Consider the following 24559-nt stretch of genomic DNA (forward strand, 5'->3'; position numbering starts at 1 on the left):
CTGCCAGAAACGAAAAAACCCGCCAAAAGGCGGGTTTTCTCAAGACAAACCAGAAATCTTAGTCAGCGAATTCAGTTGCCTGCTCGCCTTCCTTAACTTCTTTCATGGACAGCTTAACGCGACCACGGTTGTCCACATCCAGAACCTTAACCAGAACTTCCTGACCTTCGCTCAGCTCATCAGTCACGTTCTCGATACGGCGCTCAGAGATCTGGGAAATGTGCACCAGACCATCCTTGCCAGGCAGAATGTTCACGAACGCACCGAAGTCCACAATCCGCTCAACACGGCCCTTGTAGATAGCGCCCACTTCGATCTCGGCAGTAATTTCCTTCACACGATTCATCGCCGCCTGAGCCGCTTCACCGTTTTCTGCGTAGATCTTCACGTTACCGTCGTCATCCAGATCGATAGACGCACCGGTCTCATCACAGATAGAACGAATAGTCGCGCCACCTTTACCGATCACGTCACGAATCTTGTCCGGATGGATCTTGATCGTGGTGATGCTCGGAGCGCGATCAGACAGCTCGGTACGCGGCTCAGAGATAACCTTGTTCATCTCGTCCAGGATGTGCAAACGTGCAGCCTGTGCCTGCTCAAGAGCAAGTTCCATGATCTCGTCAGTGATACCGTTGATCTTGATATCCATCTGCAGCGCAGTGATACCTTCTTTGGTACCCGCAACCTTGAAGTCCATATCGCCCAAGTGATCTTCGTCACCCAGAATGTCGGTCAGAACAGCGAACTTCTCGCCTTCCTTAACCAGACCCATCGCGATACCGGCAACTGGCGCCTTGATCGGAACACCAGCGTCCATCAGCGCGAGGCTTGAACCACACACAGAAGCCATAGAGCTGGAACCGTTAGATTCCGTGATTTCGGAAACCGAACGAATAGCGTACGGGAACTCTTCGATAGTCGGCATAACCGCCAACACACCACGCTTGGCCAAACGACCGTGACCCACTTCACGACGACCCGGAGTACCTACACGGCCGGCTTCACCGACAGAGTACGGAGGGAAGTTGTAGTGGAACATGAACGGATCTTTACGCTCACCTTCCAGTGCGTCGATGGTCTGAACGTCACGGGTGGTACCCAGAGTGGTGGTTACGATGGCCTGAGTTTCACCACGGGTGAACAAGGCAGAACCGTGAACAGAAGGCAGAATGCCCACTTCCACTTCGATTGGACGTACGGTCTTGTTGTCACGGCCATCGATACGCGGCTTGCCATCGATAACTTGCTGACGAACAACGGTCTTCTCGACTTTGCCGAAGTACTTCTTCACCAGATCGGCAGAAGGCTGACCTTCTTCTTCACCGGCCAGCTTCTCAACGGCAGCGGCTTTGATTTCGCCCAGACGCTCGTAACGAGCCATCTTGTCGCGAATGGCGTAGGCTTCTTCGATCTGACCAACGAAATCGGCTTTGATCGCGTCCAGCAGTCCGGTGTCTTCCGGCTCTGGCTGCCAATCCCAACGCGGCTTGCCGTTCTCGGCCGCAAATTCTTTGATCGCGGTGATCGCGGTCTGCATTTCCTGATGAGCGTACAGAACGCCACCCAGCATCTGGTCTTCAGACAGGCCTTTGGCTTCAGATTCAACCATCAGGACCGCTTCGTCAGTACCGGCAACAACCATGTCCAGAAGAGACGTTTCCAGCTCTTCGAAAGACGGGTTCAGGAAGTAACCTTTGTCGTTGGTGAAACCAACGCGCGCAGCACCAATCGGGCCGTCAAAAGGAATACCAGAAATTGCCAGAGCAGCAGACGCGGCCAGCATAGCGGCGATATCCGGATCCTGCTTCTTGTCGGTCGACATAACCGTCAGAATCAACTGAACTTCGTTCATGAAGCCAGTCGGGAACAGAGGACGGATAGGACGGTCGATCAGACGCGAGGTCAGAGTTTCTTTCTCGGAAGGACGACCTTCACGCTTGAAGAAACCGCCAGGAATTTTACCCGCAGCGTAGGTCTTCTCGGAGTAGTTAACGGTCAGCGGGAAAAAAGGCTGGCCCGGCTTCGCTTCACGGACACCAACAACGGTACCCAGAACGGAGGTATCACCACAGGTAACCACAACAGAACCCGTTGCCTGACGAGCTACGCGACCGGTTTCCAATGTGAAGGTGTGTCCACCCATTTCAAATGTTTTCGTACGTGGTTGCAGATCCACAATTTACTCCTGCTTTTCAACTGTTTAATACGTGGCTGATAACTGAACGATTCAGCATAGCCCGTGTTTTCCATTTATGCCGCAGCAGTCTGAACTGTGAACCAAAAGGCAACCCGTCTGAAAGCTAACAGGCTGTCGCAAAAACCCGGCAACGCCCCGGCTTTTCGACAACCTGCTTTCAATATCGGCTTTCCATTACGACTGGGAAAATCCTTTGGTGTCACGGACAAATCAACTGCAGCAAACGGCTATCTGGTTGCCTTACATGCAAGCGCAGACAGCGGGAGAGAAAACTCGGCTGACCACGGGAAATCCCGGGCCAGCCTTCAGGTCACTAAATCCGATTAGCGACGCAGACCCAAACGCTTGATCAACTCAAGGTAGCGGTCAGCATTTTTACGCTTCAGGTAGTCCAGCAGCTTACGACGCTGGTTTACCATACGGATAAGACCACGGCGGGAATGGTGATCCTGCTTGTTGGCCTTGAAGTGATCCTGCAGCTTGTTGATGTTAGCGGTCAGCAGAGCCACCTGAACTTCAGGGGAACCGGTATCGCCTTCACCTTGCTGAAAATCGGTAACGATTTGAGCTTTCTCACTGGCAGAAAGTGCCATATTACACCTCATTGTTTGCGATGCTGAAAAATCCGGCCGAACCGCGCATCTCTACAGCCCGGCTACACAGCGGCAGCTTATCTGCCGTTGTTCTTGACCAGCCGACGAGGCACCAGCACGGTGTCTTCGCCTTCCGGTTGAGCTTCCGCCAACCCAACAAAAGAATGATTGCCGTAAACACGCACAAATCCTTCAAAGGGCTGACCGGGTATTCTAACTGGTTGCCCGTTCAATATCGACACCAGCGCCGGGCCTGAAAGCCGGTGTTCCGGAAACATGGTCAGTGCGCTTTCTGGTGGCAGCAACAGCCCGTCCAGACTTTCATCGCGCTCCCGCATGGCTTCCAAAGTTTCGATATTCTGAACGTTATCAAGGGTATAACCCGCAGCCAAAGTACGACGCAAAGCCACCACATGAGCACCACAACCCAACTCTTGGCCGATGTCCTCGACTAATGAGCGGATGTACGTACCCTTGGTGCAGGTTACCGCCAGATCGAGTTCGTTGTCACGAACCGCAAGCAGCTTCAATTCGTAGATGGTAACGGGGCGCGCAGGGCGTTCGATTTCGATGCCTTCCCGGGCGTACTCATACAGGGGCTTGCCCTGATGCTTAAGCGCGGAATACATCGACGGAACCTGCTGAATGTCGCCCCGGAAGTTTTCCAGAACGGCTTCGACATCGGCTTCCGTTAACGAGGGAACCGGCTTTTCTTCAACCACAGCGCCTTCGGAATCCCCAGTCTCTGTACGAACACCTAAACGAGCCGTGGTGATATAGGCCTTGTCGCTGTCCAACATCGTCTGGGAAAACTTGGTGGCCTCACCGAAGCACAAAGGCAACACGCCGGTGGCCAACGGATCAAGCGCACCGGTATGGCCCGCTTTTGCAGCTCCATACAGGCGCTTTACCTGCTGAAGAATACCGTTAGAGGTGACACCCTGGGGTTTATCGATCACCAGGATGCCATTTACATCGCGGCCTTTACGTCTTCGACTCAAGCGTCACGCTCCGAACTGTCCGTGTCAGTATCGTTGCTGTCGTCTTGCCCAACGGCCGGCTGATCACCCACAGCTTCCCGAATCAAGCGATCCAGTTTGCGGCTGTGGCCAAGCAGGCTGTCGAAGTGAAACCGCAGCATGGGCACAACGCGCAATTTCATCGCACGTGCCACTTGGCCACGCAAAAATCCGGAGGCCTTATTCAGCACTTTCAGGGATTCCTGAACTTCCGGAGATTGCTCGGTTAGCTCTTCGGTCGACAACAGCGAAACGTAGATATCGGCATAACCCAAATCACGGCTGACTTTGACATCGTTCACCGTGATCATACCAACGCGAGGGTCTTTCACCTCACGCTGGATGATCTGGGCCAGCTCACGTTGCATCTGATCGCCAATGCGATCGATGCGGCTGTAATCCCGTGCCATTAGGCCCCCGTAGACTCGAGCTGACGTTCAACGCGAACGCGATCGAAGACTTCGATCTGGTCGCCCACTTTCACATCGTAACCCTTAACACCGATACCACATTCCATACCGTTACGTACTTCTTGTACGTCGTCTTTGAAGCGGCGCAGAGATTCCAGCTCGCCTTCAAAGATCACCACGTTGTCACGCAGTACACGGATCGGTTTGTTGCGGTAGACATTACCCTCGGTAACCATACAGCCGGCAACCTGACCGAACTTCGGTGAACGGAATACGTCACGCACATCGGCGATGCCCACGATATCTTCGCGGAATTCCGGCTTCAGCATGCCGGTCAGGGCCGCTTTAACGTCGTCCAGCATGTTATAAATGATGCTGTAGTAACGCAGGTCCAGACCTTCTTTCTCGACCAGACGCTTCGCCGCCGTATCGGCACGAACGTTAAAGCCAAAGATAACCGCGTTGGTCGCCATGGCCAGGCTCACGTCGGTTTCGGCGATACCGCCAACACCAGACGACACAACCTTGACCTGTACTTCGTCGTTACCCATATCACGCAAGGCCTTGGTGATGGCCTCAAGGGTACCGCGCACGTCGGTCTTCAGAACAACGTTGAGGGTCTTAACCTCATCCTTGCCCATGTTTTCGAACATGTTCTCAAGCTTGGCTGCTTGCTGACGCTGCAGACGGCTTTCACGCTCACGGGTCTGACGCAGTTCGGCCAGTTCTTTTGCCTTTTTCTCGTCAGACACGGCGTAGAACTCGTCACCGGCATCCGGCGTGCCGTTCAAGCCCAGGATTTCCACCGGGATTGAAGGACCCGCAGACTTAACCTGCTTGCCTGCTTCGTTGGTCATGGCACGAACCTTCCCGAAGAAGGAACCGGCAACAACCATCTCACCTTGGCGCAGGGTGCCGTTCTGAACCAGAACGGTCGCAACCGAACCGCGGCCACGCTCAAGGCTGGATTCAACCACAACACCTTTCGCCGACGCGTCTGGAGAGGCTTCAAGCTCAAGAACCTCTGCCTGCAGCAGAACCGCTTCTAGCAAGCTATCGATACCGGAACCGGTATGCGCCGATACAGGTACAAACTGAACGTCACCGCCCCAGTCTTCCGGAATAACGTCCAGAGCTGAGAGTTCGGTTTTGATGCGATCCGGATCCGCTTCTTCTTTGTCCATCTTGTTGATGGCAACAACCAAAGGAACACCGGCCGACTTGGCGTGTTCTACCGCCTCTTTCGTCTGCGGCATCACGCCGTCATCCGCGGCTACAACCAGAATGACGATATCGGTGCACTGGGCACCACGAGCTCGCATTGCGGTAAAGGCCGCGTGGCCCGGTGTATCCAGGAAGGACACCATGCCGTGATCGGTTTCAACGTGGTAGGCACCAATGTGCTGGGTAATACCACCGGATTCACCAGCCGCTACCTTCGTGCGACGGATGTAATCAAGCAGCGAAGTTTTACCGTGGTCTACGTGACCCATCACGCTCACAACCGGAGCACGCTTGATCTTTTCTTTGCCTTCGTCCTGATCAGTGATGTTGCTCAACACTTCTTCTTCAAGTGCGTCATCACTGATGCTAACCGGCTTGTGACCCAACTCTTCAGTCACCAGGATCGCAGTTTCCTGATCCAGAGGCTGGTTGATGGTGGCCATCACGCCCATACCCATCAGAGTCTTGATGACATCAGCGGCTTTAACAGCCATACGCTGGGCGAGATCACCAACAGTGATCGTTTCTGGAATCTGTACTTCTCTTACCATGGGCTTGGTTGGCCTCTCGAAAGCATGACGCTTTTCTTTCGTTTTCTTTTTGGCCCGTAGCTGTTTGCGAGGAACGGTTTCATCATCCTCGGAAATCACCAGAGGCTCCTCTGGTCGGCTACGTGGACCGCGATGGCCAGCCTGTTTCTTCTTAGGCTTGCCGTCATCATCATCGCCGCGCTCACGCCCTTTCTCTTTCTTTTTCTTCGGCTTGCGATCCCGTCCGTCTTCTTCTGGCGGAGGCATCGGAATGTCCTCTGGCGCGGTTTCAACGACCGGCTCCGGCTCTTTCACTTCAGTTGCCTCAGGCGCTTCTGCAGCTTCTGGCTGCTCTTTCGGAGCCTCAGCTTCTGGCTGGACTGGCGCTTGCTCGGCAGCCACTGCCGGCGCTTCTTGCGGCGCTGGCTCTTGCGCAACCGGCTGCTCTACCGGCGCTTCCGGTTTTGGCGCTTCGGCTTCCGGCTCAGGCTGCAGTTCTGCACGCTTGATGTACGTGCGACGCTTACGCACTTCAACGTTAACTGTTTTGGCTTTACCCGCTTTCAACGTGGTCGTTGTCTTACGCTTGAGCGTGATTTTCCGCGGCTCGGCTTCGCCATCGCCGTGGCTCTTTCTCAGATAATCCAGCAACTGCTGTTTCTCATCGCTAGACACAGCATCGTTCTCGCTACGGGCTTTTAACCCGGCTTCAACGATCTGCTTCAGCAAACGATCCACGGGAGCGCCTACATCTGCGGCCAGTTGTTTTACCGTTACATCAGTCATACTGGTCCTCCTCTCCCGAATCAGGCCTGGTCTTCAAACCAGGGTGCACGTGCCGTCATAATCAGTTGACCTGCACGCTCTTCATCAACACCTTCGATCTCAAGCAGATCGTCAACCGACTGCTCTGCGAGATCTTCCATCGTGCGAACGCCCATACCGGCAAGCTTAAACGCCAGTGCTCGCTCCATGCCGTCCATTTCCAGGAGGTCTTCAGCAGGCTCTGATCCTTCAAGGGCTTCTTCACCGGCCAAGGCCTGATTTAACAAGGCATCTTTGGCACGCTTACGAAGTTCCGTCACGGTGTCTTCGTCCAGACCGTCGATGGCGAGCATTTCTTCCATCGGTACGTAAGCCACTTCTTCAATAGAAGAGAAGCCTTCTTCGATCAGGACACTTGCAAACTCTTCATCAACATCAAGATGCTTGGTGAAGTGCTCAAGCAAACGGCCAAGCTCTTGCTCTTGACGCTCGCCCGCTTCTTCTTCGGTCATCACGTTCAATGTCCAGCCTGTCAGCTCTGTGGCCAATCGAACGTTCTGCCCGTTTCGACCAATGGCCTGGGCCAGATTGTCTTCAGCAACGGCCACATCCATGGTGTGACGGTCTTCGTCCATCACAATGGAGGCCACTTCTGCCGGAGCCATGGCATTGATAACCAGCTGTGCTGGGTTGTCGTCCCAAAGAACGATATCCACACGCTCACCGCCCAGCTCGTTAGAAACGGCCTGAACACGGGAACCCCGCATACCCACACACGCGCCGACAGGGTCGATGCGACGGTCGTTGGTTTTCACGGCAATCTTGGCACGTGAACCGGGATCACGGGCTGCGCCACGAATTTCGATCAGTTCTTCGGCAATCTCCGGCACTTCGATGCGGAACAATTCGATCAGCATCTGTGCATCGGTACGGCTCAGAATCAATTGCGGACCACGATGATCAACGCGAATTTCCAGCAGCAGGGCGCGAACACGATCACCCATCCGGAACGTCTCGCGAGCAATCAGATGTTCGCGCGGCAGCAAAGCTTCGGCGTTGCTACCCAGATCCACGATAACGTTGTCCCGGGTTACTTTTTTGACCGTACCGGAAACCAGCTCACCAACCCGATCGCGGTAACTATCTACGATCTTGGAACGCTCGGCTTCACGAACTTTCTGGAAAATAATCTGTTTGGCTGCTTGCGCGCCGATACGACCGAAAGCAACAGACTCCGTTTGCTCTTCATACATGTCGCCCGGCTGCAGAGACGAGTCAATTTCTTCCGCTTCCTGCATAGTCAACTCGGTACCCAACGCAGGCACCGCGTCGTTGTCTACCACCAACCAACGGCGGAAGGTTTCGTACTCACCGGTACGACGATCGATGGACACACGGATATCCGCTTCTTCATCTTCGTAACGCTTTTTGGCAGCAGTGGCGAGCGCAAGCTCGATGGCCTCAAAAATCACGTCCTTGTCGACGCCCTTCTCGTTCGAGACGGTTTCCACTACCAGCAAGATCTCTTTACTCATGCGATTGCCCTGCCTTCAAAATAATCAATACACCTAAGAATTCTTGAATACGTTTATTCAAAAACCGGAACGATATTGGCTTTATCAATACTGTCGAACGGCAACACGTATTCGTGATCGTCTACCACGATGACCACTTCGTCGCCTTCCACACCCTTGATCAGGCCCTGAAACTTTCGGCGACCCTCGAAAGCCATTCGGAGTTTGAGTTGAACTTTGTGCCCAACAAACGCCTGATAATGTTCAAGACGAAACAGCGGGCGATCCATCCCCGGGGATGAAACCTCCAACGTATACTCACTCTGGATGGGGTCCTCTACATCCATTACGCCACTGACTTGCCGACTGACTTTTTCGCAGTCTTCAATGCCAATACCGTTTTCGGCGTCATCGATAAAAACCCGAAGCATCGACTGATAGCCACGAGAACGAAATTCGATACCCCAAAACTCATATCCGAGCCCTTCGACTACCGGGCGCAGTATCTCTTCGAGTTGATTAAGCTTGGCTGACAAGTGTCGCCGCCTCCGTCTTGAGAATTTTCAATGTACAAAAACAAAAAAAGGGCTGTTAAGCAGCCCTTTTATGCACTAGGGCCTTTGCGCCAGGCCCCTTAATCAAAAAGCCCCTGAAATCGGGGCTTTTTGTTGCAAGTATTCGCAGATAGCCAAACCCAAAACGGCTATCTGCCGACAGACACCTGGCCTGTCTGGGAGCCAGAACAGATCACTGACTCCAATATCCGCGGAAGTATAGAGATACGAAGCGGATCGGTCAAGGACTGACCAAACAAAGACGGCCTGGATTAACCAAGCCGTCTTTGTTGAAAATTGGTGCCCAGGGCCGGACTCGAACCGGCACAGCTCTCGCTACCACCCCCTCAAGATGGCGTGTCTACCAATTTCACCACCTGGGCAAAAACTTTATCACTCGAGCTCCGGAAGCTCGTCTTCTTTCGTCTCGCTGCTTGCGCCTTCGTCCAGAGCCGGAACTTGCTCCGCAGAGGATTCCTGAACCATCGGAATACCGGCTTCGCCAGCCACTTCCGCGCGCTGCTTGGCGAAAATCGCCAACGAAAAACTGGTCACAAAAAACACAACCGCCATCAAGGTGGTTACACGGGTCAGAAAGCTGCCACTACCCTGACTACCAAAAACGGTCTGGGAAGCGCCGCCACCGAACGCCGCGCCGGCATCCGCACCCTTGCCTTGCTGGATCAAGACGACACCAACCAGCGCCACGGCGATAACGACGTGAACAACAACTACCAGTGTTTCGATCCAATCCATACAGACTCTCGTATTCGTTTCGACTTAGTTACCCGCCGGGAAGGACCGGCAAATACTAATAAACTCGTCAGCCTTAAGGGAAGCTCCACCTATAAGACCACCATCGATATCGGGCTCTAAAAACAGAGCGGCAGCATTATCCGCTTTTACACTGCCGCCGTAAAGTACCGATATCTCTTCTGCGGGTGCGCCCATTGTTTTCAGGACGCATCGAATCTCCGCATGCATTGCCTGAGCATCTTCAGCCGTAGCTGTTTTGCCCGTACCTATGGCCCAAACCGGCTCATAAGCCACTACAATTCCTTGCCACTGATCGCCCGCAACACCGGCCAGACCGTTTCTGACCTGCTCGGCAACCACACGCTCGGCTTCACCGGCTTCGCGCTGTTCTAGCGTTTCACCCACACAAAGCACTGCCGTCAAACCACTTTCGAGAACGCGCTCGACCTTGCGGGCCGCCACGGCATCGCTTTCACCAAACAGCTGACGACGCTCGGAATGCCCCACCAAAACGAAGCTGCAGCCCAGATCCTTGGCCATATCGGCGGATACTTCACCGGTATAGGCTCCAGACTGCCATTCACTAACATTCTGCACACCCAAGGCAAGCTTGCCATCGGACTGTTGCTGAACCAGAGGCACATAGAGCGCCGGGGGAATAACAACCACTTCAGCGGCGTCATCCAGCCCGACCGCACGATCACAAATCACGCCGACCAGTTGCTGCACAAGGTCTTTCGACCCGTTCATCTTCCAGTTTCCGGCTACAATTTTACGGCGCATATGAACTCTCAAACGTCCCGAGCGTAAGCGAGGGCGAACTATACAGCAGAGATTTCATCTGCACAACCGCCCCGTTTTGAATCAGGGGGTTGACTGCTCCACCACCTCTGCAAGGCTCTCAGCGACGCGAGCAATTTCGGCAGCATTTTTGCCTTCTGCCATCACCCGGATCAACGGTTCGGTACCCGATGCGCGCAGAAGAATCCGCCCGGAGCCACCAAGTGACTCTTCAGCCTCACGCATGGCCCTGACGATATCGTCCCGGCTCAGCGGGTCAAAGCGCTTAGCAACTTTCACATTGATCATAGTTTGCGGCAACTTGTTCATACCACTGCGCAGCTCAGACAATGTTTTTCCGGAGTTACCAATAGCCAAAAGCACCTGCAATGCCGATATCACGCCATCACCCGTGCCAATGCAGTCGCGAATGACCATATGCCCGGAGCCTTCGCCGCCAACCAACCAGTCGTTAGCCAGCAAACGCTCCATCACGTACCGGTCGCCGACCTTTGCCCGTTCGAACGGAATATCAAGTTCGTTCAGAGCCAGCTCGACACCCAGGTTGGTCATCAACGTACCAACAACACCGCCCTCGAGACGCCCCTCTGCACGGCGTTGGGAAGCGAGAATATACAGCAACTCGTCACCATCGACTTCTGAGCCGTCCCGATCGACCATCAACACCCGGTCGCCATCGCCGTCAAAGGCGATACCCAAATCGGCACCCGTCTCGGTAACGGTCTGCTTCAGGCTCTCTAAGTGCGTAGATCCGACGTTCAGGTTGATGTTCAAACCATCCGGCTCAGCGCCAATAACGGTCAGCTTGGCACCCAGTTCCCGGAACACTTTTGGCGCAACGTGATAAGTCGCCCCGTGGGCGCAATCCAACACGACATGCATACCGTCCAAGGTAAACTCGTTCGGAACCGTACTCTTGCAGAATTCAACATAGCGGCCTGGCGCATCATCGATCCGACTGACCTTACCCAGCTCTTTGGGCTCACACACTTCAATCGGCTTATCCAACCAGCGCTCGATCTCAGACTCGAGGGCGTCATCCAATTTGGTGCCCGCAGCAGAGAAGAACTTGATACCGTTGTCGTGGTGTGGGTTGTGGGATGCACTAATGACAATACCCGCAGAAGCCCGAAAAGTACGGGTGAGATAAGCGATGGCGGGTGTGGGCATGGGCCCCAGCAACCTCACATCTACCCCGGCGGCCGAAAGCCCGGCTTCCAGCGCGGACTCAAACATATAGCCTGACAGGCGAGTATCTTTACCAATCAACACGCTGTTGCGCTGACCCGCCTTTTTGAATGCCTGACCGGCGGCCCAACCAAGATGCAACATAAACTCGGGGGTAATTGGCTGCTCCCCGACGCGACCGCGAATGCCGTCGGTACCAAAATATTTACGCTGGGACATTACTTTGCCTCCTTAACTGCCGTTACGACTTTGACGGCGTCCACAGTTTCCCTGACGTCATGCACTCGCAGAATGCTCGCGCCTTTCATGGCCGATATTGTCGCGGCTGCGAGGCTGGCAGACAACCTTTCATTCACATCGCGACCTGTGATGGCTCCGAGCATCGACTTTCGGGAGATACCAATCAGTAGCGGATGCCCAAGCATATGCATTTGTTCCATGCCGGCTAGCAGCTGAACATTGTGCTCAACCGTCTTACCAAAACCGAACCCGGGATCAAGAATGATATTTTCCGGTAACACGCCAGCCGCTTCGGCTACTCGCACCCGCTCCGTCAAAAACGAGCTGACTTCCCGACGCACGTTCCGGTAGAACGGCGAATCCTGCATGGTGTCCGGCTCACCCTGAATGTGCATCAGGCACACGGGCACGCCCGCCTCAGCAACCACTTCTGGCGCACCGTCTCGTTGAAGCGCCCGGACATCATTAATCAAGCCAGCTCCAACCTTTACGGTTTCCGCCATGACCACCGGATTGCTGGTATCGACAGACACCACCACATCCAGCTCTCGCGCAATCGCCTCAACAACCGGGCACACCCGGTCCAACTCTTGCTGCGTAGAAACCGGAGCGGCTCCCGGGCGGGTTGATTCACCCCCAACGTCCACAAAAGTGGCGCCATCAGCCACCATTTGCTTTGCTCGAAGCACTGCAGCGTCCACATTATTGAATTGACCACCATCCGAAAACGAGTCGGGGGTGACGTTCAAAATACCCATAACATGGCATTCCGACAGATTCAGCTGGCGGCCGGCAAAATTAACGTTCATAGCACAGAGTCCGGTTAGATCTTTAGTGAATACAAAAACAAACGCCGCCCAATCAATGGGCGGCGTCGGATAACACTCAGAGCTTTAGCGAGATTCAGTGCTCGCCAGCCGGGCGCCCTACTCCGGGCTGACCGCTGTCGCCCGACTCTTTGGGCTCAGCTGCCGGCTCGGCACTTTCAGGCGTTCCACCCGCAGAAGGGCCGCTATCACCCCAGTTTTTCGGGGGACGAGGCTCACGACCTTCCATGATGTCATCAATCTGGAAACGATCGATGGTCTCATACTTCATCAATGCATGAGCCATCATATCGAGCTTGTCGCGGTTTTCGACCAGAATCTGCTTGGCCGTCTCGTAGCAGGTATCCACGATGTTGCGCACTTCCTCGTCGATACGCTGCGCCGTCTCGGGCGAATACACTGTGTGCGACTGTCCAGCGGAACGACCCAGGAAAGGCTCTTCACTGTCTGTGTCGTATTGCAACGGCCCCAACTTATCGGACAACCCCCAGCGGGTAACCATGTTGCGCGCCAGACTGGTCGCACGCTCGATGTCGTTCGATGCACCGGTGGTGACACCATCAACACCCAATGTGAGCTCTTCGGCGATGCGACCACCAAACAAGCTGCAGATCGAGCTGATCAGATAGCGTTTGGAATGGCTGTACTTGTCCTCTTCGGGCAGGAACATCGTCACACCCAAGGCGCGGCCACGAGGAATGATACTCACCTTGTAGACCGGATCGTGCTCCGGCACCAAACGCCCCACAATCGCATGCCCTGCTTCGTGGTAAGCCGTATTCAGCTTCTCTTTCTCGTTCATCACCATGGACTTGCGCTCGGCGCCCATCATGATTTTGTCTTTCGCCAGCTCCAACTCTTCCATGGACACCAGACGCAGGTTACGGCGAGCCGCAAACAAGGCAGCTTCGTTTACCAGGTTGGCCAAATCGGCACCAGAGAATCCGGGTGTTCCGCGCGCGATCACAGCCGGGTCGATGCCGTCCGCCAGTGGCACTTTTTTCATGTGCACTTTCAGAATCTGCTCGCGCCCTTTGATGTCGGGCAAGCTAACAACCACCTGCCGGTCGAATCGACCCGGGCGCAGCAGCGCCGGATCCAGCACGTCCGGACGGTTGGTCGCGGCAATCACGATAACGCCTTCGTTACCTTCAAAGCCGTCCATCTCAACCAGCAACTGGTTCAGAGTCTGCTCACGCTCATCGTGACCCCCACCCATGCCAGCGCCACGATGGCGACCAACGGCATCAATCTCATCGATGAAAATAATGCAGGGGCTCTGCTTCTTGGCCTGCTCGAACATGTCACGAACACGCGAAGCACCCACACCTACAAACATCTCAACGAAGTCCGAACCGGAAATCGAGAAGAAAGGAACCTTCGCCTCACCCGCAATGGCTTTAGCCAGCAGCGTTTTACCTGTACCCGGAGGGCCAACCATCAGAACGCCCTTGGGAATACGGCCACCCAAACGCTGGAATTTGCTCGGATCACGCAGGAAGTCGACCAGCTCTTTCACGTCTTCTTTGGCCTCTTCAACACCGGCCACATCACCAAAAGTCGTTTTGATCTGATCTTCACTGAGCAGTCGCGCCTTACTCTTACCAAAAGACATGGGCCCTTTGCCGCCGCCACCGCCTTGCATCTGGCGCATGAAGAACATAAACAACGCAATGATGATCAGAATCGGGAAAGCGGCAACCAACAATTGAGTCCACAGACTCTGCCGTTCAGGTTCTTTACCGATCACCTCAACTTGATTGGCAAGCAGATCGTCCATCAGCTTGTTGTCTGGCACTTGAGGGCGAACAGTCTGAAACTGAGAGCCATCTCCTCGTATGCCTTGAATTTCCAGCCCGTCGACCGTCACCTGACGAACCTGCCCTTGCTGGACCATTTCGACAAACTGGGAATAATTAACTTGTTGCCCGCTGGTGGTGGGCGTGAAATTCTGGAACACCATCAGCAGCACAGCGGCTATTACTAGCCAGAGAACTAAATTTTTTGCCATATCGTTCAAGGATCATCACCTGTGAATTGCAGAGCCGCGGCCTTGCCGCTCACCCTTTTCGAACACCTTACACCAAATGTACGCTCGTAAACCAGAAGTGGCCTATCCGTAAAAGACACAGATTCCGGGAAAACGTTCCCCGCCACCAAATCTACAAACCACACCTGTAAGTGATTACAGCCATTTGTAGCGGGCCTCTATCTGTTACAATCGCTCCATTATACTTCGTTGTCAGCATTTAAGCCGCTGACCTTTTGTTAATAGCATTGATAAAGAGATTACATCATGAGCTTGTCATCGGAACAGCGCCGGGAATACCGGGCCATTGCCCACAACCTGAAGCCCATCATCATCGTCGGCGACAAAGGCCTGTCCGAAGGACTTCAAGACGAACTGGACCGCGCCCTGAATGATCACGAACTGATCAAAATCAAAGTGGCCAGCCAGGATCGCGAAGCCCGTCAGGAAGCCATCGAAGCACTGTGCAAGAGCGCGAAGGCCGAACTGGTACAAACCATCGGCAAGATTGCCGTGATTCTGCGCCGGTCAAAGAAACCCAACCCGAAGCTTTCGAACCTGCTCAGAAACAAATAAGTTTTGAGCAATAAAAAAGCCGGCCCGAGGTTACCTCCGGCCGGCTTTTCTTTGCCTGCAGTAGCTTAGATGTACTGCACCTCGGCAATTTCGTACTCAACGGTACCGGACGGAATGCGGATAGCCACCACATCACCCTCACTTTTACCGATCAACGCCCGCGCAATTGGCGAAGATACCGAAAGCTTGCCCGCCTTGATGTCAGCTTCGTCTTCGCCAACAATCTGGTAGGTCACTTCTTCATCGGTATCCATGTTCACCAACTCGACGGTGGTGCCGAAAATGACCTTGCCGGTATTTTCCATTGCCGTCACGTCGATGACCTGAGCTACCGAAAGCTTGCCTTCAATTTCCTGAATGCGCCCTTCGATGAAGCTTTGCTGCTCACGCGCAGCGTGGTATTCAGCGTTTTCTTTCAAATCGCCGTGTTCACGAGCATCAGAAATAGCCTGAATAACCCGCGGACGATCTTCGGATTTCAATTTTTTCAGCTCCTCACGCAAGCGGGCCTCGCCCAGCTTGGTCATAGGAACTCTATCAGTAGACATATCGTTACTTCCCTGCGTGCAGGTCCTGGAGGCGACGAACTGCGCGCTCCGGACCAAACTTAATGGCTCGGCAGTAGGCTTCGCCACCTGCCAGAGTCGTTGTATAGGTTACCTTACTCTGCAACGCCGACTGACGGATCTGCGACGAGTCAGAGATGGCTTTACGACCTTCAGTGGTGTTGATAATCAGCTGCACTTCGCCGTTCTTGATTGCGTCCACAATGTGCGGACGACCTTCACGGACCTTGTTGACGTGCTCAACGGCAATACCTGCCTCTTCAAGCGCTTTTGCGGTGCCTGTTGTGGCAATGATGTTGAAGCCAGCTTCAATCAGCTCACGAGCCACTTCGACGGCACCCGGCTTGTCGACATTTCTCACCGACATGAACGCCGTACCTTCGGTTGGCAACTTATCGCCAACGGCCAGTGATGCCTTGGCAAAGGCTTCGTCAAAGCTGTCACCCAGCCCCATCACCTCACCGGTAGACTTCATTTCCGGCCCCAGAATCGGGTCAACCGACGGGAACTTGTTGAACGGGAACACAGACTCTTTCACCGCGTAGTAAGTCGGTACGATTTCCTGCGTGAAATCCAGTTCTTTCAGAGTCTTGCCGGACATCACTCGAGCCGCAACCGCCGCCAGAGACAAACCAATCGCCTTGGATACGAACGGCACGGTACGGGAGGCACGAGGGTTCACCTCGATCACGTAGATTTCGCCATCCTGCCAAGCCAGCTGTACGTTCATCAGACCGATCACTTCCAGCTCGATGGCCATCTTCTTGACGGCTTCGCGCATGGCGTCCTGAACGTCAGCCGGCAAGCTGTAAGGCGGCAGTGAACACGCGGAGTCACCGGAGTGAATACCCGCCTGCTCGATGTGCTGCATGATGCCGCCGATCACGACGTCGGTGCCGTCGGAGATGGCGTCGATATCCACCTCGATGGCGGCGTTCAGGAAGTGGTCCAGTAGTACCGGGCTGTCGTTAGACACCAATACGGCACTTTGCATGTAGCGAACCAGTTCGGTTTCGTCGTAGACGATTTCCATGGCGCGACCGCCCAGTACGTAGGACGGGCGAACCACCAGCGGGTAGCCAATCTCGCGTGCGGCGACAATGCCTTCTTCGTGGCTGCGCACGGTGGCGTTTTCTGGCTGTTTCAGACCCAGGCGCTGGATCATCTGCTGGAAACGCTCACGGTCTTCGGCACGGTCGATGGCGTCCGGGCTGGTACCGATAATCGGAACACCGGCCGCTTCCAGGCCGCGCGCCAGTTTCAACGGCGTTTGGCCGCCGTACTGAACAATGACACCCTTCGGCTTTTCAACAGCGATAATTTCCAGAACATCTTCCAGAGTGATCGGCTCGAAGTACAAGCGATCGGAGGTGTCGTAGTCGGTGGACACGGTTTCCGGGTTGCAGTTGATCATGATGGTTTCGTAGCCGTCTTCGCGCATCGCGAACGCGGCGTGAACACAGCAATAATCAAACTCGATACCCTGACCAATGCGGTTGGGACCACCACCGATGACCACGATCTTTTCACGATCGGACGGATCCGCCTCGCACTCTTCTTCATAGGTGGAGTACATGTAAGCGGTGTCTGATGCGAATTCGGCGGCGCAGGTGTCCACACGCTTGTAGACCGGGCGCACGCCCAGGTCGTGACGCAGTTTACGCATGCTGGCTTCGGAAATGCCGAGCAGCTTGGCCAAACGCGCGTCAGAGAAGCCTTTACGCTTCAGACGGAACAAGGTGGCGTAATCGATATCCGCCTTGCCTGCGGTCTTCAGGGCAGTCTCTTCTTTGATCAGGTCTTCAATCTGCACCAGATACCAAGGATCTACCTTGGTGTGCCTGAAGACTTCTTCGACCGTCATTCCGGCGCGGAAGGCATCACCGATGTACCAGATACGGTCTGCGCCCGGTACGTTCAGCTCGGTGGTCAGAGTTTCGCGGGAGTTTTCTGAATCCAGATCTTCCAGCTTCTCGTCGAAACCTTCGGAGCCCACTTCCAGACCACGCAACGCTTTTTGAACCGATTCCTGGAAGGTCCGGCCAATGGCCATGACTTCGCCCACCGACTTCATCTGAGTGGTCAGTCGAGCGTCTGCCTGCGGGAACTTCTCGAAGGTAAAGCGAGGAATCTTGGTAACCACGTAATCGATGCTAGGCTCGAAAGAAGCCGGCGTTACGCCACCGGTAATTTCGTTCTGCAGCTCATCGAGGGTGTAACCAATCGCCAGCTTGGCCGCGACCTTGGCAATCGGGAAACCGGTTGCTTTGGAGGCCAACGCCGAAGAACGGGATACCCGCGGGTTCATTTCGATGACGACCATGCGGCCGGTGTCGGGGTTGATACCGAACTGGACGTTAGAACCACCGGTCTCAACGCCGATTTCACGTAGTACCGCCAAGGAGGCGTTACGCATGATTTGGTATTCTTTGTCGGTCAGGGTCTGAGCCGGGGCAACCGTGATGGAGTCACCGGTGTGCACACCCATGGCGTCAAAGTTTTCGATGGCGCAGACGATGATGCAGTTGTCGTTTTTGTCACGAACCACTTCCATCTCGTACTCTTTCCAGCCGATCAGGGATTCGTCGATCAGCAGTTCGTTGGTCGGAGAAAGATCCAGACCACGAGTACAGATTTCTTCAAATTCGTCTTTGTTGTACGCGATACCACCACCGGAACCACCCATGGTGAACGACGGACGAATGATGCACGGGAAGCCGATTTCTTTGGAGATTTCCCAAGCTTCGTCCATGGAGTGGGCAATGGAGGCCCTCGGGCACTCAAGGCCAATTTTCTTCATGGCCTGGTCGAAGCGGTTACGGTCTTCGGCTTTGTCGATGGTGTCGGCGTTCGCACCGATCATTTCGACACCGTGCTTCTCGAGTACGCCGTATTTTTCCAGATCCAGCGCACAGTTCAGCGCGGTCTGGCCGCCCATAGTCGGCAGCAGGGCGTCCGGCTTTTCTTTCTCAATGATTTTTTCGACGGTTTTCCAGTTGATGGGCTCGATGTAGGTGGCATCGGCCATGACCGGGTCCGTCATGATGGTAGCCGGGTTGGAGTTCACCAGAATTACCCGGTAACCCTCTTCACGCAGGGCTTTACAAGCCTGGGCTCCGGAGTAATCGAACTCGCACGCCTGCCCGATCACGATGGGGCCAGCGCCCAGGATCAGGATGCTTTTGATGTCGGTACGTTTTGGCATGTCTTGGTAAACCTGTCAGCAACTTTTGAATTCTTGCAGCGCAGAACGCAGCGCCTGTCGTTATCCGTGGTGATCCGGCGTTAGGCGGATCGTGCTTCCATCAACTGGATAAACTCGTCAAACAGGGGCGCTACATCACCGGGACCGGGGCTGGCTTCAGGGTGACCCTGGAAGCTGTAGGCCGCTTTATCGGTCAAACGGAGTCCCTGCAACGTGCCGTCAAACAATGACTTATGGGTTGCCTGGATGTTGTCAGGCAAGGTGGATGCATCTACCGCAAAGCCGTGGTTCTGACTGGTGATCATGACGACACCGCTTTGCATGTCTTGCACCGGATGGTTCGCACCGTGGTGGCCATGGTTCATTTTCATGGATTTGGCTCCACTGGCCAGTGCCAGCAGCTGGTGCCCGAGACAGATTCCGAAAACCGGAATGTCGGTTTCCAACACTTCTTTGATTGCGTTGATGGCGTAATCACACGGCTCCGGGTCGCCAGGGCCGTTAGACAGGAAGATGCCGTCGGGGTTCATGGCCAGTACTTCGGAGGCCGGGGTTTGGGCCGGTACAACGGTAATATCGCAGCCGCGGGAAGCGAGCATGCGCAGGATGTTGTACTTTACGCCGTAGTCCCAAGCGACCACTTTGAATTTGGCATCAGTCTGCTCACCGTAACCCGTTGCCAGATCCCATTCGGATTGTTTCCACTGGTAGGGCTTTTCGCAGGTAACTTCTTTAGCCAGATCCATGCCTTTGAGGCCGGGGAAGGCTTTTGCGAGCTCGAGTGCGCGTTCGGCCGTGGCATTCTCACCGGCAAGGATAGCGCCGTTCTGGGAACCTTTGTCCCGGAGGATGCGGGTCAGGCGGCGAGTATCGATGTCAGCGATGCCTACGATGTTGTTGCTTCGCAGGTAGTCTTCGAGGCTACCCTGACTGCGCCAGCTGCTGGCGATCAGCGGTAGATCACGAATGATCAGGCCTGCGGCGTGTACGCGGTCGGATTCCACGTCTTCTTCGTTAACGCCGGTGTTGCCGATGTGGGGATACGTCAAGGTGACGATTTGGCGCGAGTATGACGGGTCGGTCAGGATTTCCTGGTAGCCGGTCATCGCGGTATTGAATACCACTTCGCCGCTGGTTTCTCCGTCTGCGCCAATGGCGGTGCCGTAAAACAGGCTTCCGTCTGCGAGTGCAAGGATTGCTGGTGTACTCAAGGCTTGTATCCTCATCGAGTGGCGTAAGTTCGTCACGAACAGGAACGCAAGCGCAAAGTCAGGTTGCAAAAAAGCGAGACTGAGTGGTGGCCCGGTCCCGCTTTTCTAGAAACTTTTCAAAGGTACGCTTGGTGCAAAAAAATCGACTTATTCTACGAATTTTGTCGCTTTTTGTCCATCGCGAATTATGGCTTGGCTTGATATAGGCAAACTTCAACTCCAACAAACTCAAACTCCGGCAGCGGCTTGCACGCTTGCCTTCCGGAAACCGCTACAAGCACATCCCTGTGCGCTTCTCTTCGGCCATCCATGGCCTACGACATTTCCGGAAGGCAAGCGTGCAATCCACCGCCTCCGAGTTAGCCTGCCAAATCTACCGAAGAATCAACCCTTCAGATTCAGCACATCCTGCATGTCGTACAAGCCTGCCGGCTTATCTTTCAACCACAGGGCAGCGCGCATCGCACCTTTAGCGAACGTCATGCGACTGCTGGCTTTGTGAGTCACTTCAATGCGCTCGCCTTCGGTGGCGAACAGCACGGTGTGATCACCCACAACATCACCGGCGCGGATGGTTTCGAAGCCGATTTCTTTGCGGGTGCGTTCACCGGTGAAGCCTTCACGACCGTAAACGGCACACTCTTTCAGGTCACGCCCCAGTGCGTCGGCAACGACTTCGCCCATGCGCAGTGCGGTTCCGGAGGGTGCGTCTTTTTTGTGGCGGTGATGCGCTTCAATGATTTCTACGTCGTAGTCGTCACCCAGTGTTGCCGCTGCGGTTTTGAGCAGGTTCAGCACCACATTTACGCCCACGCTCATGTTGGGCGCGAACACTACGGGAACCGACTCCGCCGCTTGGGCAAGCTGCTCTTTTTCGGCGTCGGTCATGCCGGTGGTGCCGATCACGAGCATTTTGCCGTTGACTTTGCAGAACTCGGCGTTTTCCAGCGTCAGGTCCGGAAAGGTGAAGTCGACCAGTACGTCGAAGTCGTCTTTAACATCGGCCAGACTGGCTGCCAACTTAACACCGGTTTTACCAACCCCTGTCATGTCACCGGCATCTGCACCGATTAGACTGCTATCCGGCTCGACAATTGCCGCACCCAGCTCAAGCCCTTCGGTGCCGTCTACCGCTTCAATCAATACCTTACCCATGCGCCCGGCGGCGCCAATGATTGCTACCCGCATCAGCTCTGTCCTCAGAATTTCATTTCATCAAAGAAACTTTTCACACCCTCAAACCAGGAGGTTTTCTTCGGAGCATGCTCGGAACCATTGGAATCGTCCAGCGTCTTCTGGAACTCGCCCAACAATTCTTTCTGACGCTTGGTCAGGTTCACCGGGGTCTCTACCATCACTCGGCACAGCAAATCGCCAGCCGGGCCACCGCGTACCGGGCTAACACCCTTGTTACGCAAGCGGAACAGTTTGCCGGTCTGGGTTTCGGCCGGGATTTTCAGTTTCACGCGGCCATCCAGTGTCGGCACTTCCAGCTCGCCACCCAAGGCGGCATCGACGATGCTGATGGGCACTTCGCAGTAGAGGTTGCGGCCATCGCGGGTAAAGATTGCGTGTTCGCGCACTGCCACCTGCACGTACAGATCGCCTGGAGGCCCACCATCGACACCCATTTCGCCTTCGCCGGACAAGCGAATGCGATCGCCGGTATCCACTCCCGGTGGCACTTTTACCGACAGGGTTTTCTCTTGTCTTACGCGGCCTTGCCCATGGCAAGATTTACACGGATTCTTGATGATCTGACCCGAACCACGGCATGTGGGGCATGCCTGCTGTACGGTGAAGAACCCTTGCTGCATGCGCACCTGCCCCATACCCTGACAGGTTCCACAGGTTTCCGGGCGGGAGCCTTTTTCAGCACCGCTACCGTCACAGGTCTCGCATTCCTTATGGCCGGGAATGGTGATTTTGACGTCTTTACCTTTGACCGCTTCTTCAAGGTCCAATTCCAGCGTGTAGCGCAGGTCGGAACCCCGGGTGTTGCGGGCGCGACCACCGCCGCCACCGAAGATGTCACCAAATACATCCCCGAAGATGTCTGAGAAGTTTCCACCGCCGCCGAAGCCGCCGCCACCGCCGGCCTGACCGTCTACGCCAGCGTGTCCGAACTGGTCATAGGCTGCACGCTTGTTGGCATCCATCAGCACTTCGTAGGCTTCGCTGGCCTCTTTAAACTTGTCGTCGGCGTCTGCATCATCCGGGTTGCGGTCGGGATGGTATTTCATCGCGAGCTTTCGGTACGCCCGCTTGATTTCTTTATCTTCCGCGCCCCGGGAGACCCCAAGTACTTCGTAATAATCGCGTTTGGCCATGCTTAAAATCCTGTTGCTATAACGCGGAAAACGCGGACATCAGCCCGCGCTTTCCAACTACCTGATGTACTTAGGATTTACTTCTTGTCGTCTTTGACTTCTTCGAACTCGGCATCGACGGCATCGTCGGCTGCCTGAGCTTCTTCGCCTTCCTGGCCTGCGGCTTGCTCAGCCTGATCCGCGTACATCTTCTGCGCCAGCTCGGAGGATACTTCGGTCAGCTTCTGAGTCTTGGCTTCGATATCATCTTTATCGCTGCCAGTCAGAGCTTCCTCGAGATCCTTGATCGCAGCTTCGATAGACTCTTTCTCGCTATCGCTCACTTTGTCGCCCGCTTCGCTCAGGGTCTTGCGCACAGCGTGAACCATGCCGTCACCCTGGTTGCGAGCCTGAATCAGCTCTTCGAACTTGCGATCTTCCTCGGCATTGGCCTCGGCATCGCGAACCATCTTCTCGATTTCGTCATCGTTCAGGCCAGAAGAAGCCTTGATGACGATGGACTGCTCTTTACCAGTCGCCTTGTCTTTCGCAGACACGTTCAGAATACCGTTCGCGTCGATATCGAACGTCACTTCGATCTGCGGAACACCGCGCTGCGCCGGCGGAATGTCAGCCAGGTCAAAGCGACCCAGCGACTTGTTCTGCGCCGCTTGCTTACGCTCACCCTGAACAACGTGAATGGTTACCGCTGTCTGGTTGTCTTCCGCCGTGGAGAAAGTCTGGGACTTCTTGGTCGGAATCGTGGTGTTCTTGTCGATCAGCGGAGTCGCTACGCCACCCATGGTTTCGATACCCAGGGTCAGCGGAGTAACGTCCAGCAGCAATACGTCTTTTACATCGCCAGACAGTACCGCACCCTGAATCGCAGCACCCATGGCTACGGCTTCGTCCGGGTTCACGTCTTTACGCGGCTCTTTGCCGAAGAATTCTTTAACTTTTTCCTGAACCAGTGGCATACGAGTCTGACCACCAACCAGAATCACTTCGTCAATTTCAGAAGCGCTCAGGCCAGAGTCTTTCAGGGCCACTTTACATGGCTCAAGGCTGCGCTGAACCAGATCTTCAACCAGAGATTCCAGCTTGGCACGGGTCAGCTTGACGTTCATGTGCTTAGGACCAGACGCGTCTGCGGTTACGTACGGCAGGTTAACGTCGGTCTGCTGGCTGCTGGACAGTTCGATCTTGGCTTTTTCAGCCGCTTCTTTCAGACGCTGCATCGCCAGCGAGTCGCCACGCAGATCGATGCCGCTGTCTTTCTTGAACTGGTCTGCCAGGTATTCGATAACCTTCAAGTCGAAGTCTTCACCACCCAGGAAGGTGTCACCGTTGGTAGCCAGAACTTCAAACTGGTGCTCGCCGTCTACGTCGGCAATTTCGATGATGGACAAGTCGAAGGTACCACCACCCAAGTCGTATACAGCAACCGTGCGGTCACCGCTTTGCTTATCCATACCGTAAGCAAGCGCAGCTGCAGTCGGCTCGTTGATGATCCGCTTAACTTCCAGTCCGGCGATCTTACCGGCGTCTTTCGTGGCCTGACGCTGGCTGTCGTTAAAGTAAGCCGGTACGGTAATAACCGCAGCACTTACCGTTTCGCCCAGGTAGTCTTCCGCAGTTTTCTTCATCTTTTTCAGAGTTTCTGCAGAAATCTGCGGCGGAGCCATTTTCTGGCCTTTAACATCTACCCACGCATCACCGTTGTCTGCTTTGGTGATTTTGTATGGCACCATCTTGATGTCTTTCTGCACGACATCGTCTTCAAAACGACGACCGATCAGACGCTTGATGGCATACAAAGTGTTGTCGGGGTTAGTCACCGCCTGACGCTTAGCGGACTGACCAACCAGCGTTTCGCCATCATCGGTGTACGCAATGATGGAAGGCGTGGTGCGATCGCCCTCGGCGTTTTCAATTACCTTTACCTTGTCGCCGTCCATTACGGCCACACAGGAGTTGGTGGTTCCGAGGTCAATACCGATAATCTTGCTCATAAATTCACTCCAAATCTTGCTGAAATCTGC

At 54.8% G+C, this 24559-nt stretch carries 19 protein-coding genes and 1 tRNA gene; 1 reads left to right on the forward strand and 19 read right to left on the reverse strand.

Annotated features, from left to right (window positions below; all coding sequences use genetic code 11):
* Window positions 1–58: 58 nt before the first annotated feature.
* The 13 genes from pnp to ftsH form a co-directional block, all read right to left on the reverse strand.
* Window positions 59–2173, reverse strand: coding sequence for a polyribonucleotide nucleotidyltransferase (gene pnp / locus MWU64_RS02070; protein WP_247060755.1), 2115 nt, complete (start codon window positions 2171–2173; stop codon window positions 59–61).
* Window positions 2174–2523: 350 nt separating this feature from the next.
* Entirely contained in the window at window positions 2524–2793 is a 270-nt protein-coding gene (rpsO, locus tag MWU64_RS02075) for a 30S ribosomal protein S15 (protein ID WP_199006012.1), read from the reverse strand.
* 77 nt (window positions 2794–2870) lie between these two features.
* Complete coding sequence (gene truB / locus MWU64_RS02080) at window positions 2871–3794, reverse strand: tRNA pseudouridine(55) synthase TruB (protein WP_247060160.1); 924 nt, start codon at window positions 3792–3794, stop codon at window positions 2871–2873.
* Window positions 3791–4222 carry a 30S ribosome-binding factor RbfA gene (rbfA, locus tag MWU64_RS02085; RefSeq protein WP_247060162.1) on the reverse strand — a complete coding sequence of 144 codons (432 nt, stop codon included), beginning with the start codon at window positions 4220–4222 and terminating at the stop codon, window positions 3791–3793. The genes truB and rbfA overlap by 4 nt, the downstream gene beginning before the upstream one ends.
* A complete protein-coding gene (gene infB / locus MWU64_RS02090; protein WP_247060164.1) occupies window positions 4222–6762 on the reverse strand; it encodes a translation initiation factor IF-2 in 2541 nt (846 codons plus the stop codon). The genes rbfA and infB overlap by 1 nt, the downstream gene beginning before the upstream one ends.
* A 20-nt stretch (window positions 6763–6782) precedes the next feature.
* A complete protein-coding gene (nusA, locus tag MWU64_RS02095; RefSeq protein ID WP_247060166.1) occupies window positions 6783–8276 on the reverse strand; it encodes a transcription termination factor NusA in 1494 nt (497 codons plus the stop codon).
* Window positions 8277–8329: 53 nt separating this feature from the next.
* Window positions 8330–8791: a ribosome maturation factor RimP gene (rimP, locus tag MWU64_RS02100; protein WP_247060168.1), complete on the reverse strand. Its 462-nt coding sequence runs from the start codon at window positions 8789–8791 to the stop codon at window positions 8330–8332.
* Window positions 8792–9107: 316 nt separating this feature from the next.
* Window positions 9108–9192 (reverse strand) — tRNA-Leu (locus tag MWU64_RS02105).
* Between the two features lie 10 nt (window positions 9193–9202).
* Window positions 9203–9565 (reverse strand): preprotein translocase subunit SecG, encoded by a 363-nt coding sequence (gene secG, locus MWU64_RS02110; RefSeq protein ID WP_247060186.1) that lies wholly within the window; start codon window positions 9563–9565, stop codon window positions 9203–9205.
* A gap of 24 nt (window positions 9566–9589) precedes the next feature.
* Entirely contained in the window at window positions 9590–10348 is a 759-nt protein-coding gene (tpiA, locus tag MWU64_RS02115) for a triose-phosphate isomerase (protein ID WP_247060188.1), read from the reverse strand.
* An 81-nt stretch (window positions 10349–10429) separates the two neighbouring features.
* The gene (gene glmM, locus MWU64_RS02120) at window positions 10430–11773 is read right to left on the reverse strand and encodes a phosphoglucosamine mutase (RefSeq protein WP_247060198.1); all 1344 of its coding nucleotides are present in this window, start codon (window positions 11771–11773) and stop codon (window positions 10430–10432) included.
* Entirely contained in the window at window positions 11773–12603 is an 831-nt protein-coding gene (folP, locus tag MWU64_RS02125) for a dihydropteroate synthase (RefSeq protein ID WP_247060200.1), read from the reverse strand. Before folP ends, glmM begins: the two co-directional genes overlap by 1 nt.
* Window positions 12604–12697: 94 nt before the next feature.
* The gene (gene ftsH, locus MWU64_RS02130; RefSeq protein WP_247060209.1) at window positions 12698–14641 is read right to left on the reverse strand and encodes an ATP-dependent zinc metalloprotease FtsH; all 1944 of its coding nucleotides are present in this window, start codon (window positions 14639–14641) and stop codon (window positions 12698–12700) included.
* A 276-nt stretch (window positions 14642–14917) separates the two neighbouring features.
* On the opposite strand from ftsH, the gene yhbY reads away from it, so the two are divergent.
* Window positions 14918–15226, forward strand: a complete 309-nt coding sequence (gene yhbY, locus MWU64_RS02135) for a ribosome assembly RNA-binding protein YhbY (protein ID WP_247060224.1) — start codon at window positions 14918–14920, stop codon at window positions 15224–15226.
* 65 nt (window positions 15227–15291) lie between these two features.
* On the opposite strand, the gene greA is transcribed toward yhbY, so the two are convergent.
* From greA to dnaK, 6 genes are all read right to left on the reverse strand, one after another.
* Complete coding sequence (greA, locus tag MWU64_RS02140) at window positions 15292–15774, reverse strand: transcription elongation factor GreA (protein ID WP_281496200.1); 483 nt, start codon at window positions 15772–15774, stop codon at window positions 15292–15294.
* A 4-nt stretch (window positions 15775–15778) separates the two neighbouring features.
* Window positions 15779–18997: a carbamoyl-phosphate synthase large subunit gene (gene carB, locus MWU64_RS02145; protein ID WP_247060231.1), complete on the reverse strand. Its 3219-nt coding sequence runs from the start codon at window positions 18995–18997 to the stop codon at window positions 15779–15781.
* An 80-nt stretch (window positions 18998–19077) separates the two neighbouring features.
* Window positions 19078–20208 carry a glutamine-hydrolyzing carbamoyl-phosphate synthase small subunit gene (gene carA / locus MWU64_RS02150; RefSeq protein WP_247060241.1) on the reverse strand — a complete coding sequence of 377 codons (1131 nt, stop codon included), beginning with the start codon at window positions 20206–20208 and terminating at the stop codon, window positions 19078–19080.
* A gap of 384 nt (window positions 20209–20592) precedes the next feature.
* Window positions 20593–21396: a 4-hydroxy-tetrahydrodipicolinate reductase gene (dapB, locus tag MWU64_RS02155; RefSeq protein ID WP_247060243.1), complete on the reverse strand. Its 804-nt coding sequence runs from the start codon at window positions 21394–21396 to the stop codon at window positions 20593–20595.
* 11 nt (window positions 21397–21407) lie between these two features.
* Complete coding sequence (gene dnaJ, locus MWU64_RS02160; protein ID WP_247060245.1) at window positions 21408–22538, reverse strand: molecular chaperone DnaJ; 1131 nt, start codon at window positions 22536–22538, stop codon at window positions 21408–21410.
* Between the two features lie 77 nt (window positions 22539–22615).
* Window positions 22616–24529, reverse strand: coding sequence for a molecular chaperone DnaK (gene dnaK, locus MWU64_RS02165; protein WP_247060262.1), 1914 nt, complete (start codon window positions 24527–24529; stop codon window positions 22616–22618).
* Between the last annotated feature and the right edge of the window lie 30 nt (window positions 24530–24559).

Origin of the sequence: Marinobacter sp. S0848L (genome assembly GCF_023016065.1) — a bacterium.
Lineage (GTDB): Bacteria > Pseudomonadota > Gammaproteobacteria > Pseudomonadales > Oleiphilaceae > Marinobacter.

Excerpts from the sequence above, each read along its gene's own strand:
- rpsO (WP_199006012.1), bottom strand. The coding sequence starts at position 2,793 with ATGGCACTTTCTGCCAGTGAGAAAGCTCAAATCGTTACCGATTTTCAG.
- rbfA (WP_247060162.1), bottom strand. The coding sequence starts at position 4,222 with ATGGCACGGGATTACAGCCGCATCGATCGCATTGGCGATCAGATGCAA.
- infB (WP_247060164.1), bottom strand. The coding sequence starts at position 6,762 with ATGACTGATGTAACGGTAAAACAACTGGCCGCAGATGTAGGCGCTCCC.
- nusA (WP_247060166.1), bottom strand. The coding sequence starts at position 8,276 with ATGAGTAAAGAGATCTTGCTGGTAGTGGAAACCGTCTCGAACGAGAAG.
- secG (WP_247060186.1), bottom strand. The coding sequence starts at position 9,565 with ATGGATTGGATCGAAACACTGGTAGTTGTTGTTCACGTCGTTATCGCC.
- tpiA (WP_247060188.1), bottom strand. The coding sequence starts at position 10,348 with ATGCGCCGTAAAATTGTAGCCGGAAACTGGAAGATGAACGGGTCGAAA.
- glmM (WP_247060198.1), bottom strand. The coding sequence starts at position 11,773 with ATGTCCCAGCGTAAATATTTTGGTACCGACGGCATTCGCGGTCGCGTC.
- folP (WP_247060200.1), bottom strand. The coding sequence starts at position 12,603 with ATGAACGTTAATTTTGCCGGCCGCCAGCTGAATCTGTCGGAATGCCAT.
- yhbY (WP_247060224.1), top strand. The coding sequence starts at position 14,918 with ATGAGCTTGTCATCGGAACAGCGCCGGGAATACCGGGCCATTGCCCAC.
- greA (WP_281496200.1), bottom strand. The coding sequence starts at position 15,774 with ATGTCTACTGATAGAGTTCCTATGACCAAGCTGGGCGAGGCCCGCTTG.
- carB (WP_247060231.1), bottom strand. The coding sequence starts at position 18,997 with ATGCCAAAACGTACCGACATCAAAAGCATCCTGATCCTGGGCGCTGGC.
- dapB (WP_247060243.1), bottom strand. The coding sequence starts at position 21,396 with ATGCGGGTAGCAATCATTGGCGCCGCCGGGCGCATGGGTAAGGTATTG.
- dnaJ (WP_247060245.1), bottom strand. The coding sequence starts at position 22,538 with ATGGCCAAACGCGATTATTACGAAGTACTTGGGGTCTCCCGGGGCGCG.
- dnaK (WP_247060262.1), bottom strand. The coding sequence starts at position 24,529 with ATGAGCAAGATTATCGGTATTGACCTCGGAACCACCAACTCCTGTGTG.